We start from the raw sequence: 1849 nt of genomic DNA, 5'->3' as shown, positions 1-1849 counted from the left end.
GGTAGCCTCCTACTCGATTACATTAGCTTTAATTCCAGTTCCGAGTCTCGTTTATGAAAAAGCTGAGAATCTCGAAATAGCTACATGACCTGCGCTGTTAGCTATGACTGGTGAATTAGCAATGGTAATAGGAAATCCAGATATATTTCTAAATTGAATTGTATCCCCCACAGCAAAAGCCTCAATTTGAACTAAAACCAATTGACCACTTGTTGCCGTGGTTACAGCGGGAGCGAGATATGCTGTAGAATTATTTAGTGATAACCCAATTGTTGCTTCTGGCAGTGAGGCAGTTGCAAGATTTATTACAACACTAATGTTATACAACCCCGCATTTTGTATTGTGAAAATACTTGTTCCTGCATTATAAGTGAGTGCAGTAGATTGGTTTGGAGTAATATTTAAAATGTTTGACCCCGAAGCAATTGTCTGAGGTTGAATATTACCGTTAAAGTATGCGTCTATAAACGTAGGAGGTGGGCCGGTTGCACCTGTTATACCAACACCTGTGGCACCAGTAGGTCCAATAGCCCCGGTTGCACCGATGACGCCAGTAACTCCGGTAGCGCCAGTAACGCCAGTAGCACCTGTGACGCCAGTAACTCCGGTTGCACCAGTAACTCCGGTTGCACCAGTAATCCCGGTAACTCCAGTGATTCCGGTAACACCCGTGATGCCAGTAACTCCGGTAGCGCCCGTAGCGCCCGTAGCGCCAGTAACTCCAGTAACTCCGGTAGCCCCCGTGATGCCAGAAGCCCCGGTGACGCCAGTAGCACCAGTAACTCCTGTAACGCCAGTAACGCCGGTAACACCAGTGATGCCAGTAACTCCGGTAACTCCAGTAGCGCCGGTAGCTCCGGTAGCTCCAGTAGCACCTGTGACGCCAGTAGCCCCGGTAGCGCCCGTAACTCCGGTAACACCCGTGATGCCAGAAGCCCCGGTAGCGCCAGTGACTCCAGTAGCCCCGGTGACGCCAGTTGCTCCAGTAGCCCCCGTAACTCCAGTATCTCCAGTAACTCCGGTAGCCCCGGTAACGCCGGTAACACCCGTGATGCCAGTAGCTCCGGTAGTGCCAGTGACTCCGGTAGCTCCGGTAGCACCTGTAGCGCCTGTAGCGCCAGTATCTCCAGTAGCTCCGGTAGCTCCGGTAGCACCTGTATCTCCGGTAGCGCCAGTAGCGCCGGTAGCACCAGTGACTCCAGTGGCACCAGTAACGCCAGTAGCACCTGTGATGCCAGAAGCCCCGGTAACGCCAGTAGCTCCAGTGACTCCAGTAACGCCAGTGACGCCGGTAACACCCGTGATGCCAGTAGCTCCGGTAGTGCCAGTGACTCCGGTAGCCCCGGTAACGCCGGTAACACCCGTGATGCCAGTAGCTCCGGTAGCGCCAGTAGCTCCGGTAGCGCCAGTAGCTCCGGTAACGCCGGTAACCCCAGTGACTCCCGTAACGCCAGTATCTCCAGTAGCACCCGTATCTCCGGTAGCACCAGTAGCACCAGTATCTCCAGTGGCACCTGTAGCTCCAGTAGCCCCAGTAGCACCGGTAGCGCCAGTATCTCCAGTGGCACCCGTATCTCCGGTAGCCCCAGTAGCACCGGTAGCACCAGTGACTCCGGTAGCCCCCGTGAAGCCAGAAGCCCCGGTGACACCAGTAGCTCCGGTAGCGCCAGTAACGCCAGTAGCACCAGTGACTCCAGTAACTCCGGTAGTGCCAGTAACGCCAGTAGCACCAGTGACTCCAGTAACTCCGGTAGTGCCAGTAACTCCGGTAGCACCAGTGACTCCAGTAACTCCAGTAGCTCCGGTAGCGCCAGTAACTCCGGTAGCGCCAGTAACTCCGGTAGCGCCA

1 protein-coding gene is annotated in these 1849 nt (G+C 54.9%); it reads right to left on the bottom strand.

All coding sequences use genetic code 11. The features are described 5' to 3' along the window. Positions 1-51 precede the first annotated feature (51 nt). Positions 52-1849 (bottom strand): collagen-like protein (locus ACIFO6_RS24165; protein ID WP_430044599.1); only part of this gene is annotated, 1798 nt, incomplete at its 5' end.

Source organism: Paenibacillus sp. NRS-1781 (genome assembly GCF_050467745.1).
Taxonomy (GTDB): Bacteria; Bacillota; Bacilli; order Paenibacillales; family Paenibacillaceae; genus Paenibacillus; species Paenibacillus terrae_A.
The sequence above is the reverse complement of the archived record's forward strand: the minus strand, read 5'-3'. Positions and strand labels throughout refer to the sequence as shown.